The sequence below is a fragment of the Streptomyces sp. NPDC052052 genome (assembly GCF_040680455.1).
Taxonomy (GTDB): Bacteria; Actinomycetota; Actinomycetes; order Streptomycetales; family Streptomycetaceae; genus Streptomyces.
On the sequence record NZ_JBFAWU010000022.1, the window covers coordinates 85,189 to 102,768 of the forward strand.

A 17,580-nucleotide genomic window follows, 5' to 3' on the forward strand; every position below is an offset into this window, starting at 1 on the left:
TGCGGCAGCTCGCCCGTGACGGACGAAGGCTTGAACAACTCCCGTCGCACGCCCGGGAGATGGAGGACTGTCGACCTTCCACAGCCGAATCGGATAGCGCAATGCCGCAGGGTGCAGGTACCCCCACCCCCACGTGGTGGCTCGCCGGATGGGCAGCGACATCCGGATGCGGCGATCGTGTGGCTCGGAAGACCACCTGAGCCGAAGGGGGAAAAAGTGAGTCGTCCTATGGAGCGGGCTCTCACGCGCCGCATGGTACTGGCCGGTGCAGCGGCGGCCGGTGCGGGAACGGTGTGGGCAGGCGCGGGGCAGGCCGTCGCCGGTGGGGGGAGAGAACCGGTGGAGCAGGCGGCGGTGGCCGCCGAAGTGGCCCGCGGCGAGCGGGCGTTGATCGAACTGCGGCGGGATCTCCACCGGCACCCCGAGGCCCCCGGGCGGGAACGGCGCACGGCCGCTGTGATGGCCCGGGAGCTTCGGGCGGCGGGGCTGACCGTGACCACCGGGTTGGGCGGCCACGGGGTCGTCGGTGTCCTGCGGGGCTCGCGGCCCGGCAGGACCGTTGCCTACCGGGCGGACATGGACGCGGTTCCGCCCACGGACATCGTCGGAACAGGCCCCGCGCCGGCCCACGTCTGCGGCCACGACATCCACACCACGGTGGGAATCGGCGTCGCCCAGGTCCTGGCGCGGCTGCGGCGGCGCTTGAGCGGAACGGCGGTCTTCGTTTTCCAGCCTGCCGAAGAGACCCTCTCCGGCGCCCGCGCGCTGATCGACACGGGCGTGCTGGAGCGTCTGGGCGTCGAGGAGATCCATGCGCTGCACTGCGGGCCGTTCCGGGTGGGCCAGTTCGCTGTGACCGCGGGTTATGGAATGCCGGGCCAGGACAAGGCGGAGGTGACCCTCTCCGGTCCGGACGCGGTCGATGCCGCCCGGCGTCTGGCCGTCGATATCGGCGCGCTCGCCACGGTGGCCGTACCGCAGACCCCGGCGGACTTGGAGCGCCTCGTCGAGGATGCCCAGACGCCCGACGGGCCGCTGGCCCGGTTCGTGGCCGTTCGGGCCGTAGCGCAGGAGGCCGAGGTGAAGGTGTCCTATCGCTGCTGGCCGCAGGAGCGGTATGTGGAGGTGCGCGAGGAGATCCGGCGAGCGGCCATGCCGTACGCAGGGGCCTCGGTGCGTTTTCCCACCGAGCCTTTCCCGGCCCTGGTCTGCCCGGAGCGTGACTCCCACATGCTCGCCCACCACCTGCGGCGCACTCTCGGCCGGAGCGCGGCCATCGAGCTCCATGCCGCCTTCCCGCCCTTCAGCGGCGAAGACTTCGCCCTCTACGTGGACCGTATGCCCGGTACCTTCACGTTCCTCGGCGTCCGGGCTCCTGGAGCACCCATCACAGCAAGCTACCCGCACTATCCCGACTTCTCCCCGGACGAGCGGGCCATCGGAATCGGCGTGCGGGCGATGGCGGGCTGGATCGCGGAGCGCACCCACGGAGGGCGGCGCCTGCCAGGCGAATCCGGGGGCCGGGGCGACTGACTTCCGTTCTCGGATTATGACTCCACGTCTGTGGTGCGTGGACGCTGTCCGTCTGGAGCTCGAGCGCGCACTGCACAGGCCGAATCGGGCGGCACCCGCGCGCAGGCGCGCCCCGAGAAGAGGCGGGCCGGGCCTGCGGGCGGGTGGTGCCAGTGTCAGGCGCGGCTGTTGTAGTAGAGGACGTCCCAGTGGCTGCCCTCGCGTGCGTACACGTTGCCGGCAGGCGACGTGTAGAGCTTCGTGCCGTCCTTGCGGGCGCCGGCCCGCTTGAAGTGCTTGGGGATGTACGCGTCCAGGCAGCCATCCCGCCTGGACATATCCACCTTGTAGCCATTGCGGTGGGAGTACGTACCCGCGGCGTGGCCGACCTCGGTTCCGGCGGTGAGGAGCACCCGGCACTTGCTGAGGTTCTTGAAGGCGATCACGCCGGCCACCGTCGCCTTGTTGATGTGGGTGAAGGAGGTGCACCCCCTGGTGTCCCAGTTGGCGCAGTTCTTGCTCGACGCCCAGGAGACGCCGGCCTTCCGGAACTGCGCCGCCGCGTCGTTGTGCCGGGCATACTTCGCGGGTGCCGCGTCCGCCACGTTGATGGACAGCAGGACCGAGCTCATCACTGCGACCACCAGGACGGATCGGACTTTGTTCATCGAGGCTCCTCCACGGGTGAGCTGCGCACGTGGCGCAGCCAAGATCTACTTCGCGTGATCTTGATTGTGGCGATGCGCACAAAAGGTGAGAATCCCTCGTGAGGGTGACCAGCGCACGCTGTGACGTTTCCGCGGCTGACGCGGTGAGCCGCCCAGAGCGGCCTCGCCGGGCGACCACGCAAAGAAGCGGGGCGGTGGGCCCGTCGGCCCACCGCCCCGCTCACCCGCGTACGGGCGTTCGTACTGGAGTTACTGGAGTTACAGGAGTTGCTGGCGTTACTGGATGACCGTGATCCGGTCCGTCGCCGGCGGGGCCAGCGGCGCGTCGGCCGTCGAGTGGGCCGCCAGGTAGGCGTTGAACAGGTCCAGGTCGGAGGCGCCGACGAGCTTGTCGGTGCCCTGGCCGAGGGCCGCGAAGCCGTCGCCGCCGCCCGCGAGGAACTCGTTCATCGCGACCCGGTAGGACTTCGCCGGGTCGATCGCCTCACCGTTCAGCCGGATGGTGTCGGTGACCACGCGGGCCGCGCCGGTCTTCGTCATGTCCAGGGTGTAGGTGAGGCCCTCGGACACCTGAAGGATCTTCGGGCTGGCCTCGTTGGAGCCACTGACCTGCTGCTGAAGGGCCTCGACCAGCTGGGCACCGGTCAGGGTGACGACGTTCATCATGTTGGTGAAGGGCTGCACGGTGAACGCCTCCCCGTACGTCACCACCCCGTCGCCCTCGCTGCCGGTCGCCTTGTAGACCAGGTCCGCGCGGATACCGCCCGGGTTCATGAAGGCGACGACCGCCCCGCCCTTGTCCGCCGGGGCCAGGCCCTCCAGCTGGGCGTCCGCGATCAGGTTGCCGAGCGGCTTCTCGGGGGCGGTGGAGCCGCGCCCGTTGATGTCGGCGCTGATGTAGCCCTGCGGCCTGTTCGCGATGGGGGCCGCGAGGGTGTTCCAGCGGGCGATCAGGTCCGTCAGGTCGGAGGCCTTGGGCTGGTCCCGGGTGACGATGTGGTTCGCCGACCTCGGGTTCGAGGCACCGGCCGACTTCACCGAGGTACGGACGATGTCCTTGGTGCGGCGGTCGTAGGTGAGGGTCGTGTCGGTGTAGAGCTTGCCGAACGAGGACGCCGAGGTGACCATGCGCGGGTTGCCCGCCGGGTCCGGGATGGTGCACACGTAGGCCTGGTGGGTGTGGCCCGTGACCAGTGCGTCCACCTTGGGCGTGATGCCCTTGGCGATGTCGACGATCGGTCCGGAGATGCCGTCACCGGCGCCGGAGCTGTCGCAGTCGTAGTTGTACGAGGTGGAGGCCGGGGCCCCGCCCTCGTGGATCAGCGCGACGATGGACTTGACGCCCTGCCGGTCCAGTTCCTTGGCGTACTTGTTGATCGTCTCGATCTCGTCGTGGAACTTCAGGCCCTTGACGCCGGCGGCCGTCACGATGTTCGGCGTGCCCTCCAGGGTCACCCCGATGAAGCCGATCTTGACGCCGTTCTTCTTCCACACCGTGTACGGCTTGAGGACCGGCTTGCCGGTCTTCTCGTCCGTCACATTCGCGGCGAGGTACGGGAAGTCGGCGCCCTGGAACTCCTTGCCCTCCTCGTAGCACCCCTCGACCGGGTGGCAGCCGCCGTTCTGGAGGCGGGCCAGCTCGGTGGCGCCCTCGTCGAACTCGTGGTTGCCGACGCTCGTGACATCGAGGTCCAGCTTGTTCAGCGCCTCGATGGTCGGCTCGTCATGGAAGAGACCGGACAGCAGCGGGCTCGCGCCCACCATGTCGCCGCCGGCCGCGGTGATCGAGTACGGGTGCCCCTGGCGCGCCGTGCGCAGCGAGGACGCGAGGTACTCGACACCACCGGCCGGAATCGTCTTGGTCGTTCCGTCGGCCTGCGTCTCGGTGACCGAGCCCGCCGAACCGGACGGCGGCTCCAGGTTGCCGTGCAGGTCGTTGAAGGACAGCAGTTGCACGTCGACCGTACGGGCCGGCTCGTGGCGCCCCTGGCCACGGTCCTGGGCGTCGGCCGGCATCGCGGCGACGAGCGCGCCGACGGTGGCGAGCCCGGCCGCGGCGGCGAGCATGCGCCGGGACGCGCGGTTCTTCTGCGGTGTCGCTGACATCGGTCCCCTTGTGAGTTCAGCGGGAGGTGTGAAAGCAGTGGTGAGTCTGGAGGACTTCGTGCGAAGCCTAGGGTCAACGCGCGTAGCGCGACAGACATACAGGGTTACGAACTGGTTGCCATAGGGGCGGTTTCGAGCCAACTCCCCCGCCCGGCCCGTCGGGAGTGCCCGGTCGGCGTGCGGGCTCACCGGCCGCGGTCCGGCGCGCGGACGGTGCGCCGCTCCGCCTCGGGCAGGGTATCCGGAGCCCCGGCGGACGGCCCGGACGCCCCCGGCACTCCCGTGCCGCGCCAGGACGTCCCGCCGCCACTCCGCCCCCCGTACGCTCGTAGACATGACGACTGACGTACCTCTCCCCGCCCCGGGGCGTGAGCTCCAGACGCTCGACGTGCTCTCCCCCGAACAGGCGGCGGCCGTATCCGATCTGCTCGCCGAGGCGGCCCGGTCCGACGGCAGGCAGGCCGTGTCCGAGCAGGGCCGGCTCCAGCTGCGGGGCGGCCGGCGTGAGGGGGTGCGGCATCTGCTGCTCACCAGTGGCGGCACCCTGGTCGGGTACGCCCAGCTGGAGGACACCGACCCGATCGAGGCACCGGCCGCCGAGCTGGTCGTGCATCCGGCGTACCGCGGACAGGGGCACGGGCGGGCGCTGGGTGCGGCGCTGCTCGCCGCCACGGGCAAGCGGCTGCGGGTGTGGGCGCACGGCGGGAAGTCCGCGGCCCGGCATCTCTCCCAGGTCCTCGGCCTCTCCCTCTTCCGCGAACTGCGGCAGCTGCGGCGCCCGTTGAGCCGGTCGGACATCGCGGAACCGGTGCTGCCGCCCGGCGTCACCGTGCGTACCTTCGTGCCCGGCGAGGACGACGCCGCCTGGCTCGCGGTGAACCGCGCCGCCTTTGCCCACCACCCCGAACAGGGCTCGCTGACCCAGCGCGACCTGGACGACCGCAAGGCGGAGGCGTGGTTCGACCCGAAGGGGTTCTTCCTGGCCGAGCGGGACGGCGAACTGGTCGGCTTCCACTGGACGAAGGTGCACGCCGAGGAGCAGCTCGGCGAGGTGTACGTCCTCGGCATCCGGCCGGACGCGCAGGGCGGCGGCCTCGGCAAGGCGCTCACCGCGATCGGGCTGCGCCACCTGGCCGCCGAGGGGCTGCCGACCGCGATGCTCTACGTCGACGCGGACAACAAGGCAGCGCTGACCGTGTACGAGCGGCTGGGTTTCGTGACGCACGAGGTGGACCTGATGTACCGCACGGAGTCCTGAGCAGGCACGCGGCTCATCCGGGGCGGTGTCCTGAGCAGGCGCGCAGCTCGACCGGGGCGGTGTCCCTTGACACCGCCCCTCTCTTCGCCCACCCTTTCACTACTTCCTTAGTGAAAGGAGTGAACATGGCAGAGCCCGCAGCGGTCGAGTACCGCATCGACCGGCGCAGCGGCGTCGCCACGTACCTCCAGATCGTCCACCAGACCAAACAGGCCCTGCGCCTGGGTCTGCTGGAGCCCGGCGACCGGCTGCCGACCGCGCGCGAGGTCGTGGAGGCCACCGCCATCAACCCGAACACCGTGCTCAAGGCCTACCGGGAACTGGAGCGCGAGGGCCTCGTCGAGGGCCGGCGCGGGCTCGGCACCTTCGTCACCCGGACGCTCGGCGGCGCGGCGGCCGCCGACGACACCCCGTTGCGCGCCGAGCTCACGGACTGGGCCCGCCGGGCCCGCGCGGCCGGGCTGGAGAAGGACGACGTGAGCGCGCTCTTCACCGCCGTACTGGACACGACATTCGAGGGGGATCACACCGGATGACAGGCGCTGCGATCGAGGCCGACGGCCTCGGCATGAAGTACCGGGGCAGGGGCTGGGCGCTTCGGGACTGCTCGTTCCGACTGCCCGCGGGGCGCGTGTGCGCCCTCGTCGGCCCCAACGGTGCGGGCAAGTCCACCCTGCTCGCCCTCGCCGGGGGCTTCCTGCGGCCGACGGAGGGCGCGGTGCGAGTGCTGGGCGCGGCACCCGGTGTCGAGCGGTCCAAGGTGGCCTTCGTGGCCCAGGAGAAGCCGCTGTACCCGCAGTTGACGGTGGCCGCGACGCTCTGGGCGGGCGCCGAGCTGAACCCCGCCACCTGGGACCAGGACACCGCCGAACGCATCGCCGGGGACCTCCCGCGCGACGCCACGGTCCGTCACCTCTCCGGCGGCCAGCGCACCCGGCTCGCCCTGGCCCTCGCCCTCGGCAAGCGGGCCGAACTGCTGCTGCTGGACGAGCCGATGGCCGACCTCGACCCGCTCGCCCGCCACCAGCTGATGGGCGCCCTGATGGCGGAGGCCGCCGAGCACTCCACGACCATCGTGATGTCCTCGCACATCCTCACCGAGCTGGAGGGCGCCTGCGACTACCTCCTGCTCGTCGACGGCGGCCGGGTCCGCCTCGGTGGCGAGACGGACGACCTCCTCGCCGCACACGCCCTGCTCACCGGTCCGGTGCGGGACACCGCACCGCACACCGTCGTCGAGTCCCGCACCACGGGGCGGGTCCAGACCGCGCTGGTGCGGACTCAGGGCCCGGTGGACACCGGCGTCTGGGAGACCGCGGAACCCTCGCTGGAGGAACTGCTGCTCGCCCATCTGCGGTCGCCGCAGGCGCCCGCGCTGCTGACGCCGAGCGCGGAGGCCGACCGGGAGGTGGCCGCGGTATGAGCACGATCGCCCTGCGCGGCCCGGCCCGCGTCGTCCTGACCCAGCACCGGCGGGCCCTCCAGCTGCTGGGCGCGCTCCCCGTCCTGGTCGTCGTCGCCCTGGTCGGTGCCTCGCTGTGGAGCCAGCACCTCACGGACGTCTTCGCCTCGACGGACTGCTCCGTCAATCACGTCACCCTCGACTGCGGCAACACGGTGCACACGTTCCTGGACCATGAGCTGCGGCTGCAGAAGGTCTTCGACTGGGCCGCTTTGCTGATGATGGTCCTGCCCGCGTTCATCGGGATCTTCGTTGCCGGCCCGGTCATCGGACGCGAGATGGAGAGCGGCACGTACCGGTTGGCGCTGTCCCAGTCCGTGGCACCCGCACGCTGGCTCGCCGCCAAGCTCGCCGTGCCCGCCGTCGTGACCCTGGCCTGCGTCTCCGTGTTGTCGGCGGCCTGCGCCTGGGCTTGGTCGCAGCCCGACAACCACTACGAAAAGCCGGAGTGGTACGAGCGCGGCGTGTACGGCTCGATCGGCACCGTTCCCGTCGGCTACGCCCTGTGCATGCTGGCCCTCGGAGCACTCGCCGGTCTGCTGCTGCGGCGGACCGTCGCCGCGATGGTCTCCACGGTGATCGGGTACGGGGCCCTGGTGATGGCCCTGAACTCCGTGCGCGACCGCCTGTGGCCGACCGTCACGACCACCTTCAAACTCGGAAGCTTCGACGTTCCCGACAGGGCGAGCCTCGTCCGACGGGGCTGGCTCTCCGCCTCCGGCCAACGGCTGCCGGACACCACGTGCCAGCACTGGGCCGACGACCTCGAGCAGTGCCTGGCCGACCAGCACATCACCCGCGGCTACCTCGACTACCACCCCGCCTCGCACTTCTGGCCGCTCCAGCTCGTCGAGACCGGCATCCTGCTCGCCCTCGCCGCCCTCGCGGTCGCGCTCACCTTCCGCGTGCTGCGCCGCCGCCACGGCTGAGCCGCAGGCCGTTCCGGGCCCCTCCACGGGGTCCGGAACGGCTCGTACGGCGTATCCGGGCACCCGGACACCGCTTCCTGCACGTCATGTCGCCGTTACCGGCCATTCAGACAGGCTTGCCAGGCTCTCAGAATGCAGCCAGCCGTGCCGACGCCCCGCAGCGGGAGAAGACCCGACGCAGACCCGGCGAACCGCTCGAACCGGGGGTTTCCCGCGATCTCCTCGTCCTCCGGCGCGCCCTCGAAGCCCCTGACGCGGAACAATGGGGCCATGAGCCAGCAGCCCAGCTCCGAGGCCCCGGCCCGGCCCCCTGTGCAGCCGTCGGTCGGCCTGCTCGCCGCGCACCGGCCGCATGCCCTCGCCTCGTCCAACGGTGGTGCGCTGTCGACCCGGGCCGATCTCGATCCCGACATCGACGCCGACGTCGACGCCTACGAACCCGATGTCAGCGGCGACGAACTGCCCCCCGACCGCTTCCTGGACCGGGAACGCAGTTGGCTCGCCTTCAACGAACGCGTCCTCGAACTCGCCGAGGACCCGGCGACCCCGCTCCTCGAACGGGCTAATTTCCTCGCGATCTTCGCCTCCAACCTGGACGAGTTCTTCATGGTCCGGGTCGCCGGGCTGAAGCGCCGGATCGCCACCGGCGTCGCCACCCGCTCCGCCTCGGGGCTCCAGCCCCGCGAGGTCCTCGACCTGATCTGGACCCGGTCGCGCGAGCTCATGGCCCGGCACGCCGCCTGCTTCCAGCAGGACGTCGCCCCCGCCCTGTCCGACGAGGGGATCCAGCTGATCCGCTGGCCCGAGCTGACCGAGAAGGAGCAGGCCCGCCTGTTCACCTTCTTCCGGCAGCGGGTCTTCCCCGTGCTGACCCCGCTCGCGGTCGACCCGGCGCACCCCTTCCCCTACATCTCGGGGCTCTCGCTCAACCTCGCCGTCGTCGTGCGCAACCCGGTCAGCGGCCATCGCCACTTCGCCCGGGTCAAGGTGCCGCCGCTGCTGACCCGCTTCCTGGAGGCGTCGCCGCAGCGGTACGTGCCGATAGAGGACGTCATCGCCGCCCACCTCGAAGAACTCTTCCCGGGCATGGAGGTCCTCGCCCACCACATGTTCCGGGTCACCAGGAACGAGGACCTGGAGGTGGAGGAGGACGACGCCGAGAATCTCCTCCAGGCCCTGGAGAAGGAACTCATGCGGCGCCGCTTCGGCCCGCCGGTCCGCCTGGAGGTCGAGGAGTCCATCGACCCGTACGTGCTGGACCTGCTGGTACGCGAGCTGAAGGTGTCCGACGCCGAGGTCTACCCGCTGCCGGGACCGCTCGACCTCACCGGGTTGTTCGGCATAGCTTCCCTGGACCGGCCCGAGCTGAAGTACCCCAAGTTCATCGCGGGCACCCACCGCGACCTCGCCGAGGTCGAGACCGCCTCGGCGCCGGACATCTTCGCCGCCCTGCGCGAACGCGACGTGCTGCTGCACCACCCGTACGACTCCTTCTCCACCTCCGTCCAGGCATTCCTGGAGCAGGCCGCGAGCGATCCCGACGTCCTCGCGATCAAGCAGACCCTGTACCGCACCTCGGGCGACTCACCGATCGTCGACGCCCTCATCGACGCCGCCGAGTCCGGCAAGCAGGTCCTCGTCCTCGTCGAGATCAAGGCGCGCTTCGACGAGCAGGCCAACATCAAGTGGGCCCGCAAGCTGGAGGAGGCCGGCTGCCACGTGGTCTACGGCCTCGTCGGCCTCAAGACCCACTGCAAGCTCTCGCTCGTCGTCCGCCAGGAGGGCGACACCCTGCGCCGCTACTCGCACGTCGGCACCGGCAACTACCACCCCAAGACGGCCCGGCTGTACGAGGACCTCGGCCTGCTGACCGCCGACCCGCAGGTCGGCGCCGACCTCTCCGACCTCTTCAACCGGCTCTCCGGCTACTCCCGCCGCGAGACCTACCGCCGCCTCCTGGTCGCCCCGAGGTCCCTGCGCGACGGGCTGATCACCCGTATCAACAAGGAGATCACGCATCAGCGGGCCGGGCGGAACGCCTACGTCCGCATCAAGGTCAACTCCATGGTCGACGAGGCGATCGTCGACGCCTGCTACCGGGCCGCGATGGCGGGCGTACCGGTGGACATCTGGGTACGCGGCATCTGCGCGATCCGGCCCGGCGTACCCGGTCTCTCCGAGAACATCCGGGTCCGCTCGATCCTGGGCCGCTTCCTCGAACACTCCCGGATCTTCGCGTTCGGCAACGGCGGAGAACCCGAAGTGTGGTTCGGCAGCGCCGACATGATGCACCGCAACCTCGACCGCAGGATCGAAGCCCTGGTCCGGGTCACCGACCCCGCCCACCGTGCCGCGCTCAACCGGCTCCTGGAGACCGGCATGGCCGACACCACCTCCTCGTGGCACCTCGGGCCCGACGGGAACTGGACCCGGCACTCCATGGACGCGGACGGCCAACCGCTGCGGCACGTACAGGAAATGCTCATCGACGCCCGGAGGCGCCGGCGTGCGACGCCATGACCACCAGACGACCCAGGCGGACCTGACAGCCGGGGCGGTTCTCGCGCCCTACCTGAAGGATCAGGCCGCCGCGTTCCTGCGCAGCCTGCGCCTGCACCGCGAGACCAGCGCCTCCACCGATGCCACGACCCGCACCGCGGCGGAGGCCGCCGTCGCCCTGCGGCGCTCCGCACGCCGGATCGGCGGCACCCTGCACACCTTCCGGGCCGCACTGGACCCCGCCTGGGCCGAGCAGCTGCGCACCGAACTCGCCTGGCTGTCGGGCACCCTGGCCCGGGAGCAGGCCTGCGCGACCCGGCTCGACCGGCTCCTCGACGCACTGCACGCCCTGTCCGGAACGGCACTGCCCGGCGCCCGGACCGGTTCCGGTTCCGCCGCCTCGGGCCTCGCTGCATCCGGCGGCTCCGGCGGCTCCGGCTCCGGCTCCGGCTCCGGCTCCGGCTCCGGCTCCAGCTCCAGCTCCAGCTCCAGCTCCAGCGATAAGGAACGCGCCGCCCTCGGCGTCGGCGCGGCGCGGGCCGGGGCACTGCTCGAACGGCAACTGACGCTCGCCCGCACCCGGGCCCACTCCACGGCCCTCCAGGCACTGGGCTCCGCCCGCTTCCACGCGGTGGCCGACGCCGTCGCCCTGCTCGCCTCCGACGTCCCGCTCGCCCCGGAGGCCACCGCCCCGGCCCAGGACCTGCTGCACGGGCCCGCCGACCGGGCCGCACAACACCTGCTCGGCGCGGTGGCGGCGCTCCCCTCGGACCGGACGGCCGGACCGTACAACGAGGCGCAGGACGCGCCCTGGCACCGCACCCGGCTGCTGCTGCGCCTGCACCGGTACGCCCACGAGGTGGTGCGGGGCGCCCCCGATCCGGTGCTGGCCGCGCCGGGACGCGCGCTCGACCTGCACCGGGACGCGGCCGATGCCGCCGCGGCGGCCGCATCGGCGGCCCGTACCCCCCGGATCGCGCCCGCGACCGCGTACGCCCTGGGGGTGCTCCACGCCGATCAGCGGCACGAGGTCGAGGCGGCCCGCCACGTGTTCCGGAGGACTTGGCCGTACGCGACCGCGGCGGTGGTCACACCGTGAGCGGACCCGTGCTCGCCGCGGGGTGCGTGCTGTGGCGTCGGTCTCCTTGCACCGACGGAATCGAGCTTGCCCTGATCCATCGGCCTAAGTGGTCAGATTGGTCCCACCCGAAAGGCAAGCTCAAGCCTGGCGAGGCATTCCAAGACGCGGCAATACGTGAGGTGCGCGAAGAAACCGGCATGACGTGCGACGTGGGGTCTGCCCTGCCGACCGTTCGGTACCTGGTCGAGGGCCGTCCCAAGGAAGTCCGTTACTGGGCAGCTCAAGCCACCGGTGGAGCATTCGCGCCGAGCAAGGAAGTGGACCGGATGGTCTGGCTGCCTCCCCCAGCGGCACAGGGGCGCCTCACTCACAAGAGAGACAGGGAACTGGTCACAGTCCTCCTCGACGCTCTTCGCGCGGCGGGCGAGCAGCCGTGATGCCCTGGCGCGCAATCGAGGTCTTGGGGCGGTTGAGGAAAACTGGTAGATGACTGGATAGGGTCAGAGATATTCTCCGCACTCGCCGCCGCCAGCTCTACGCAGAGACATGCTGTAGCGTCTCTCCTTTGCTTTAACTCTGGGCATGCCCCTCATCCCAGCTGGACTCTTTTTTATCTTTGCGCCAACCCACCTTGAGCAAGTTGGGATCAAACGGGGCTTTATCACTGACGCCCGCCGGGACGGGCATCACTACGATCGAAGTGAAGATTTGCCCCAGGACCTCTCGCTTTTCAGAGAGTCCCATGTCCTCCCACTTTTCCCGATTCCATCCTCGAAGTAGGTTCCGCTTAGTCTCCGACCTCAGGTGGCCCTCCTCTTCCTGTTCTAGCGTTGCAATGTTTCGCCCCAGGCGCGTCAGAATTTCACGCACATCACCCCACTCAACCTCCCCTGAGGCCACGGAATCCTTGATTCCCTTACACTGCCTACGAAGATGAGCGAGCTTATCCTTCCCACGCCAGGGAATCATCTTGACTTCAGTGTCAGCGAAATGCTCATCCAGGTACGCGAGCGCAAGACCTTCTAGGTGCTTATCTACGAGAGAGACCCTACGACCTACACCCTTGCAGTTGGCGTCTCCGCATCGGCAATAGTCACCATATTTTGCATTCTTCCCCGTGGCCTTATTTCCGCTGAGCTTTGAGTAGCAGAATTCCTCAAAATCGTTGAGGCGCCCACATCGGAGATATCCCGAGAAAAGGTAGCCGCGGGTCCGCAGCCCAGAGGGCGGATCGCCCGCTTCGCTCTTCTTCATACCCCGATGAAGACGGTTCGCCTGAACCCCGGCCATGATGGACTTCCACATTTCGTAGGTGCATCCATCGGATTCCTCGACGTGGTCCCACTCCCCAATCACGGGCTCACCGGTCTCGGCGTCCACCAAGACTTCGCCGTTGAGTACCCGCCCACCCCACCACGCCGGGTTGGTGACGATGGCCTTCACGCCCTGTTCCGTCCAGGCGCCGCCTCTGGCCGTCGGGACTCGCCTCTTGTTGATCTCTGCCGTGATGCTTCGCCATGACCTACCTGCGTACCGCAGCTTGATCATGTGGGTCAGGTGCGGCCATTCATCTTCGTTCCGATGCTTGTTGCCGACCCGGTGGGGGTTCTTGGACGCTCCTAGCCAGCCGAACCGGCGCGGTGCGCCGTAGGTCTTCCCCTCCACCGCTCTGTCAGCGGCGCTCCGCTCGGCGCGCTTGCGCATCTTCCTGACCTCTGACTCGCCTGTACCTGAGGTGACCAGGCCCGAGGCGATCGTTTCGTTGTCGTTGGCCAGGTCCAAGAAGGTCGTGTTCTCGATGAAGACACCGTCCCCGGCCATGACCAGCGCGTCCTGGAAGGCAACGAAGTCCCGGGGAAGTCGGTAGACACGCTCCTTCTCGACAGCGATGCAGCCGCGTACGGGCATCCCTGTCTCTTCCTCCTGGCCGTGCATAATGTCGGCGCACATCTGCCGGAACGCCGGGCGGATGACCTCGCGCTTAGCGGCGGTGAGGTTGTTGTCCTCGTAGTGCATGACAACCGCGCATCCGTGCAGCTCGGCGACCTTGGTGTTGTTCTTGTGCTGGCGTCCGACGCCGATGGCATCACCGTTCAGGCGATCAGCGGATATGCGGGCGTAGGAGATCACCGGCGTACGACCGCTGAGCCAGTCATCGAGCGTGCCGCCCTGGTCCAGCCACACCTGAAGGGGCGGGGAGACGTACGACCGGGAAAAAGTCTTCGAGGGCCGCGCGGGGTTCCGGGTGTCGATCACGTCGGAGAGACTAATGCACCGTGATTCACGATGTTGCGACAATCGGTCGCACCCAAAGGGCAAGTTGAAGCGCCGCAGATCGTCGCTGACTTGTCGGCCCGGGAAGGTCCCCAGCGGAGACTCCGATTGCCCTCCGCAGCCCCACCGGTCATCCGGCGCACCGACCGAGTCGAGGACCCTGCGCTCCCGCACGGACACTCCGCCGTACGCCTAGCGTTCACCCCTGATTCACGCTCCCCCGTGGGCGGCTTCACCTCCTCTGCCTAACTTCGGCTGTACACGGTGCACGGCACGACGCCGCAGCACCCACCCCAACGCACGCCGTCGCAGAACGAAGAAGACTTCGGCGGCTCCTGGAAGGAACACCCGAAAGTGAAGCTTCAGCGCAAGAACCGGCTTCGTGCCACCGCGCTCGGTGCCCTCGCCGTCTCCGGCGCCCTGGTCCTCACGGCGTGCGGTTCGGACGACAACAGCAGCGACAAGACCAGCGGCGGCAACGGCGGCACGACAAGCGCCGCGTCGGACATCACGTGCGACGACGCCAAGGGCCAGCTGCTCGCCTCCGGCTCCAGCGCGCAGAAGAACGCCATGGACCTCTGGGTCCAGAAGTACATGGCCGGCTGCTCGGGCGTCGAGATCAACTACAAGTCGTCCTCCTCCGGTGAGGGCATCGTCGCCTTCAACCAGGGCACGGTCGGCTTCGCCGGTTCCGACTCGGCGCTCAAGCCCGAAGAGGTCGCCGAGTCGAAGAAGATCTGCAAGACCGGCCAGGGCATCAACCTCCCGATGGTCGGCGGCCCGATCGCCATCGGCTACCACCTGGAAGGCGTCGACAGCCTCACGCTGGACGCCCCCACCCTCGCCAAGATCTTCAACGGCAAGATCAAGAACTGGAACGACGCGGCCATCGCCAAGCTCAACAGCGGTGCAAAGCTTCCGGACAAGGCCATCCAGGCCTTCCACCGCTCCGAGGACTCCGGCACCACCCAGAACCTCGGCAAGTACCTGGGCGCGGCCGCCCCGAGCGACTGGACGTACGAGGCCGAGAAGAAGTGGCCGGCCCCCGGCGGCCAGGCCGCGGCCGGCTCGGCCGGTGTCGCCGCCCAGGTGAAGCAGGTCGACGGCGCGATCGGCTACTTCGAACTCAGCTACGCCACCTCGCAGTCGATCTCCACCGTCGACATCGACACCGGCGGCTCCGCCCCGGTCAAGGCCTCCTCGGAGAACGCCTCCAAGGCCATCGCCGCCGCCAAGGTCAAGGGCACCGGCAAGGACCTGGCCCTCGACCTCGACTACACCACCAAGGCCGACGGCGCCTACCCGATCGTCCTGGTGACCTACGAGGTCGTCTGCGACCAGGGCAACAAGGCCGAGACGCTGCCCACGGTCAAGTCCTTCCTGACCTACACCGCCAGTGACGCGGGCCAGAAGCTCCTCACCGAGGCCGGCTACGCGCCGATCCCGGCCGAGATCAACGCCAAGGTCCGCGAGACCATCGCCTCCCTCTCGTAACCGACCTCTCCTCACCGAGGGGACACCAGCACCACCTGTCACACCGTCAGCAACACCAGCAACACCCGGCGAGCCGGTCCGGTGCACGTCCCCGGACCGGCCCGCTACCCATCCGGTGCACCGCCGCCAGGGGAGCCCCGCTCCCCCACACAGACCGGAAAGACCATGGCTTCCACCACACCGACAGACACGCCGCCGATACCCTCGGCGGTGCCCGAGCGCGCCAGGCCCAGGACCGGGCGCGCGGGCGACAAGATCTTCCTCGGCCTCTCCCGGGGCTCGGGCATTCTGCTGCTCGTGATCATGGCGTCGATCGCCGTGTTCCTCACCTACCGCGCCACGGTCGCCGTCTCCGGGGACGAAGGCAACTTCCTCACCACCTTCGACTGGAACCCGGCCGGCGACCCGCCGGTCTTCGGCATCGCGGTCCTCCTCTTCGGCACGGTCGTCAGCTCGGTCATCGCGATGGCCATCGCCGTCCCGGTCGCTGTCGGCATCGCCCTGTTCCTCTCGCACTACGCGCCGCGCCGGCTGGCCGCGCCGCTCGCGTACGTCGTCGATCTGCTGGCCGCGGTACCGAGCATCGTGTACGGCATCTGGGGCGCCCTCTTCCTGGTCCCGTACCTGGAGGGCCTGAACCTCTGGCTCGACCGGTTCTTCGGCTGGACGTACGTCTTCGACAAGACCGAGGTCGGTGTCGCCCGCTCGCTCTTCACCGTCGGCATCCTGCTCGCGATCATGATCCTGCCGATCGTGACCAGCGTCAGCCGCGAGGTCTTCCGCCAGGTCCCGAGGACGAACGAGGAGGCCGCCCTCGCGCTCGGCGCCACCCGCTGGGAGGTCATCCGGCTCTCGGTGCTCCCCTTCGGGCGCTCCGGCGTGATCTCCGCCTCGATGCTGGGGCTGGGCCGTGCGCTCGGCGAGACGATGGCCGTCGCCACGGTCCTGTCGCCGAGCTTCGTCATCTCCGGGCATCTGCTCGATCCGGGCGGCGGAACGTTCGCCCAGAACATCGCCGCGAAGTTCGACGAGGCCGACGCATTCGGGCGCGACGCCCTGATCGCCTCCGGCCTCGTGCTCTTCGTCCTCACCCTGCTGGTCAACGGCGCGGCCCGACTGATCATCGCCCGCCGCAAGGAGTACTCGGGGGCCAACGCATGAGCCAGGCAGCCAACACCGGCATCCAGGACCTTCCCGTCCCAGCTGCAGCACCCGCCCGCACGAGTGGCCTCAGTACCCGGGCCCTGCCCCGCTGGGCCCCCCTCGGCTTCGCGGCCGTCGCGATCGCGCTGGGCGTGGGCACCGGCGCGGCGGCGGGCTGGCGCAGCCACACCCAGTGGGGGCTGTTCTCCGCCCTCCTCTTCGTCGTCATCTCGTACGTCACGACGACGGTCGTCGAGAACCAGCGCCAGGCCAAAGACCGGCTCGCCACCAGCGTCGTCTGGGTGTGCTTCCTGCTCGCCGTGGTCCCGCTGTGCTCCCTGATCTGGACCACCGTCAGCCGCGGTATCAAGGTCCTCGACGGGTACTTCCTGAGCCACTCCATGGCCGGTGTCCCCGGCATCGAAACGGGCGGCGGCGTCTACCACGCACTGATCGGCACCCTGGAACAGGTCGGCCTCGCCACCCTGCTCTCCGCCCCGATCGGCCTGCTGACCGCCGTCTACCTGGTGGAGTACGGCAGGGGTGCGCTCGCCAGGGCCGTCACCTTCTTCGTCGACGTGATGACGGGCATCCCGTCCATCGTCGCCGGCCTCTTCATCCTGTCGATCATGCTGATGGCGAAGCTCCAGCCGTCCGGCCTGATGGGTTCGCTGGCCCTGTCGATCCTGATGATCCCGGTCGTGGTCCGCTCCACCGAGGAGATGCTCAAGCTCGTCCCGAACGAGCTGCGCGAGGCCTCGCTCGCCCTCGGCGTCCCGAAGTGGCGCACCATCCTGAAGGTGGTCCTGCCCACCGCGCTGGGCGGCATCACCACCGGTGTGATGCTCGCGATCGCCCGGATCGCCGGCGAGACCGCGCCGATCATGCTGCTGGTCTTCGGCAGCCAGCTGATCAACACCAACCCCTTCCAAGGCGCACAGTCCTCGCTCCCCTTCTACATCTGGGAGCAGTACCGGATCGGCAGCGAGCCGTCGTACGACCGTGCCTGGGCCGCCGCCCTGGTCCTGATCGCCTTCGTGATGATTCTCAATCTGGTGGCCCGCGGCATCGCCCGCTGGAAAGCCCCACAGCACTGACATATGCGGCATTGCCGCGTGGCCGGCCGCTGTCGCGGCCCACAGGAAGAAGCAGTG

At 69.4% G+C, this 17,580-nt stretch carries 14 protein-coding genes; 11 read left to right on the forward strand and 3 right to left on the reverse strand.

The window, feature by feature from the left end:
- The first annotated feature begins 228 nt into the window (after positions 1-228).
- Positions 229-1,533, forward strand: coding sequence for an amidohydrolase (locus tag AB0L71_RS24900; RefSeq protein ID WP_365246993.1), 1,305 nt, complete (start codon positions 229-231; stop codon positions 1,531-1,533).
- Between the two features lie 155 nt (positions 1,534-1,688).
- On the opposite strand, the gene AB0L71_RS24905 is transcribed toward AB0L71_RS24900, so the two are convergent.
- Together AB0L71_RS24905 and AB0L71_RS24910 are read right to left on the reverse strand one after the other, a co-directional pair.
- On the reverse strand, positions 1,689-2,180 hold the full coding sequence (locus AB0L71_RS24905) for a hypothetical protein (protein ID WP_365246899.1): 492 nt from the start codon (positions 2,178-2,180) through the stop codon (positions 1,689-1,691).
- Positions 2,181-2,456: 276 nt separating this feature from the next.
- The gene (locus tag AB0L71_RS24910) at positions 2,457-4,286 is read right to left on the reverse strand and encodes a bifunctional metallophosphatase/5'-nucleotidase (protein ID WP_365246901.1); all 1,830 of its coding nucleotides are present in this window, start codon (positions 4,284-4,286) and stop codon (positions 2,457-2,459) included.
- A 334-nt stretch (positions 4,287-4,620) separates the two neighbouring features.
- Here AB0L71_RS24910 and mshD point away from each other — a divergent pair, with 334 nt between their 5' ends.
- From mshD to AB0L71_RS24945, 7 genes are all read left to right on the forward strand, one after another.
- On the forward strand, positions 4,621-5,544 hold the full coding sequence (mshD, locus tag AB0L71_RS24915) for a mycothiol synthase (protein WP_365246903.1): 924 nt from the start codon (positions 4,621-4,623) through the stop codon (positions 5,542-5,544).
- Between the two features lie 125 nt (positions 5,545-5,669).
- Positions 5,670-6,080, forward strand: a complete 411-nt coding sequence (locus AB0L71_RS24920; protein WP_365246905.1) for a GntR family transcriptional regulator — start codon at positions 5,670-5,672, stop codon at positions 6,078-6,080.
- Positions 6,077-6,967: an ABC transporter ATP-binding protein gene (locus AB0L71_RS24925; protein WP_365246907.1), complete on the forward strand. Its 891-nt coding sequence runs from the start codon at positions 6,077-6,079 to the stop codon at positions 6,965-6,967. The genes AB0L71_RS24920 and AB0L71_RS24925 overlap by 4 nt, the downstream gene beginning before the upstream one ends.
- Complete coding sequence (locus AB0L71_RS24930) at positions 6,964-7,935, forward strand: hypothetical protein (protein ID WP_365246909.1); 972 nt, start codon at positions 6,964-6,966, stop codon at positions 7,933-7,935. Before AB0L71_RS24925 ends, AB0L71_RS24930 begins: the two co-directional genes overlap by 4 nt.
- Positions 7,936-8,205: 270 nt before the next feature.
- Complete coding sequence (locus AB0L71_RS24935; RefSeq protein ID WP_365246911.1) at positions 8,206-10,455, forward strand: RNA degradosome polyphosphate kinase; 2,250 nt, start codon at positions 8,206-8,208, stop codon at positions 10,453-10,455.
- On the forward strand, positions 10,442-11,533 hold the full coding sequence (locus tag AB0L71_RS24940; RefSeq protein WP_365246913.1) for a CHAD domain-containing protein: 1,092 nt from the start codon (positions 10,442-10,444) through the stop codon (positions 11,531-11,533). The genes AB0L71_RS24935 and AB0L71_RS24940 overlap by 14 nt, the downstream gene beginning before the upstream one ends.
- Positions 11,497-11,952 (forward strand): NUDIX hydrolase, encoded by a 456-nt coding sequence (locus AB0L71_RS24945; RefSeq protein ID WP_365246915.1) that lies wholly within the window; start codon positions 11,497-11,499, stop codon positions 11,950-11,952. Before AB0L71_RS24940 ends, AB0L71_RS24945 begins: the two co-directional genes overlap by 37 nt.
- A 133-nt stretch (positions 11,953-12,085) precedes the next feature.
- Here the strand turns inward: AB0L71_RS24945 and AB0L71_RS24950 are convergent, their stop codons facing one another.
- On the reverse strand, positions 12,086-13,771 hold the full coding sequence (locus AB0L71_RS24950) for a recombinase family protein (protein WP_365246917.1): 1,686 nt from the start codon (positions 13,769-13,771) through the stop codon (positions 12,086-12,088).
- 372 nt (positions 13,772-14,143) lie between these two features.
- Between AB0L71_RS24950 and pstS the strand changes: the two genes are divergently transcribed.
- The 3 genes from pstS to pstA all read left to right on the forward strand — a co-directional run bounded on the left by pstS (position 14,144) and on the right by pstA (position 17,523).
- A complete protein-coding gene (gene pstS / locus AB0L71_RS24955) occupies positions 14,144-15,283 on the forward strand; it encodes a phosphate ABC transporter substrate-binding protein PstS (protein WP_365246919.1) in 1,140 nt (379 codons plus the stop codon).
- Positions 15,284-15,448: 165 nt separating this feature from the next.
- Positions 15,449-16,444, forward strand: a complete 996-nt coding sequence (pstC, locus tag AB0L71_RS24960) for a phosphate ABC transporter permease subunit PstC (protein WP_365246921.1) — start codon at positions 15,449-15,451, stop codon at positions 16,442-16,444.
- Positions 16,441-17,523: a phosphate ABC transporter permease PstA gene (gene pstA / locus AB0L71_RS24965; protein WP_365246923.1), complete on the forward strand. Its 1,083-nt coding sequence runs from the start codon at positions 16,441-16,443 to the stop codon at positions 17,521-17,523. The genes pstC and pstA overlap by 4 nt, the downstream gene beginning before the upstream one ends.
- The last annotated feature ends 57 nt before the right edge of the window (positions 17,524-17,580 follow it).

Coding starts and splice junctions, on each gene's coding strand:
- AB0L71_RS24900 (WP_365246993.1), top strand. CDS start 229: ATGGAGCGGGCTCTCACGCGCCGCATGGTACTGGCCGGTGCAGCGGCG.
- AB0L71_RS24905 (WP_365246899.1), bottom strand. CDS start 2,180: ATGAACAAAGTCCGATCCGTCCTGGTGGTCGCAGTGATGAGCTCGGTC.
- AB0L71_RS24910 (WP_365246901.1), bottom strand. CDS start 4,286: ATGTCAGCGACACCGCAGAAGAACCGCGCGTCCCGGCGCATGCTCGCC.
- mshD (WP_365246903.1), top strand. CDS start 4,621: ATGACGACTGACGTACCTCTCCCCGCCCCGGGGCGTGAGCTCCAGACG.
- AB0L71_RS24920 (WP_365246905.1), top strand. CDS start 5,670: ATGGCAGAGCCCGCAGCGGTCGAGTACCGCATCGACCGGCGCAGCGGC.
- AB0L71_RS24925 (WP_365246907.1), top strand. CDS start 6,077: ATGACAGGCGCTGCGATCGAGGCCGACGGCCTCGGCATGAAGTACCGG.
- AB0L71_RS24930 (WP_365246909.1), top strand. CDS start 6,964: ATGAGCACGATCGCCCTGCGCGGCCCGGCCCGCGTCGTCCTGACCCAG.
- AB0L71_RS24935 (WP_365246911.1), top strand. CDS start 8,206: ATGAGCCAGCAGCCCAGCTCCGAGGCCCCGGCCCGGCCCCCTGTGCAG.
- pstC (WP_365246921.1), top strand. CDS start 15,449: ATGGCTTCCACCACACCGACAGACACGCCGCCGATACCCTCGGCGGTG.
- pstA (WP_365246923.1), top strand. CDS start 16,441: ATGAGCCAGGCAGCCAACACCGGCATCCAGGACCTTCCCGTCCCAGCT.